Source organism: Paenibacillus sp. PAMC 26794, from assembly GCF_000316035.1.
GTDB lineage: Bacteria > Bacillota > Bacilli > Paenibacillales > Paenibacillaceae > Paenibacillus.
Genome location: NZ_ANHX01000038.1, coordinates 1 through 1113, shown reverse-complemented (window position 1 = coordinate 1113; position 1113 = coordinate 1). Strand labels below are relative to the sequence as shown.

The following is a 1113-nucleotide window of genomic DNA, read 5'->3' as shown; positions in this document are numbered from 1 at the left end:
TTTTATTTCTACAAAATTGCGGAGAAAGACATAGACTCAAACAAAGGAGAGTTTCCTATGAACGATGATACTACAACGGAAAAGAAGATCACCATAACTAAAGGTTCTACTCATTCATTGCATATTCGTTGCCCCTATAACCCTGCATATATTCAGCGCATTCGCCAGATTACGGGCAGAAAGTGGGAACCCAAACAGAAAATGTGGATCATACCCTACACTATTGCGGCCATCCAGGAGTTTACGAGCCAGTTTGATCCAGATGAAGTTCAGATTACCCCGGAGTTGTGGGTTGACAATGAAGAACTGCAGCAATGGAAAGCTAATAGGGGAAACAACCACTGGAGCAAAGAACCGTTACAGAAGGCGCTAAAGTTACGAGGATATAGTCGCAAAACGATCAAAGCGTATTGTAATCAGGTCGAGCGTTTTCTAAGCAGCCCTAGCTTTAAAGATACGGATGTCACTACTTCTAATGTTCAGATGTATTGTTTAGGTTTGCTGGAACGGGGAATTTCCCATTCAAGCGTGAATCAGACCATTAGCGCGCTCCGCTTCTATTGCAAACATGTGCTCCATCATCCTACGGATATCCAGATATTCGTCCCAAGAAGCAGACCAAGCTTCCACAAGTGATGTCCGAAAAGGAAGTTGCACAATTACTCAAATCCGTAACCAATCCTAAACATAAGACCATATTGTTTCTGACCTATTCTTCCGGGCTTCGTGTAGGTGAAGTTGTGCGTCTGTGTTGCACCGATCTGGATATTGAAAGGCAGACACTCATTGTGCGACAGGGAAAGGGTCAAAAGGATCGGAGAACGCTTCTTTCAAGCCTTCCCTGGGATATAGTGCAGAAATACATAGATGAATATAGACCCAATCGTTGGCTGTTTCCGGGCAATCTTCTGATCGACATCTTACTGAGCGGAGCGTACAGAAGGTTTTTGAAGAAGCTAGACAACGCGCAGGAATTGTGAAAAAGGTAAGTATTCATGCGCTGAGACACTCCTTCGTCACTCATTTACTGGAAAACGGGACAGACCTGCGCTACATTCAGGAGCTACTTGGTCACACGAGTGCACTAACAACTCAGCGATATACGCATGTTAG

Annotated in this window: 2 protein-coding genes; both read left to right on the top strand. The window is 44.3% G+C overall.

What is annotated here, in order from left to right; all coding sequences use genetic code 11:
• The first annotated feature begins 57 nt into the window (after positions 1-57).
• Positions 58-636 carry a phage integrase N-terminal SAM-like domain-containing protein gene (locus D829_RS32470; protein ID WP_051153977.1) on the top strand — a complete coding sequence of 193 codons (579 nt, stop codon included), beginning with the start codon at positions 58-60 and terminating at the stop codon, positions 634-636.
• Between the two features lie 250 nt (positions 637-886).
• Positions 887-1113: tyrosine-type recombinase/integrase (locus D829_RS33725; RefSeq protein ID WP_193748478.1), on the top strand; the 227-nt coding region annotated here is incomplete at its 3' end.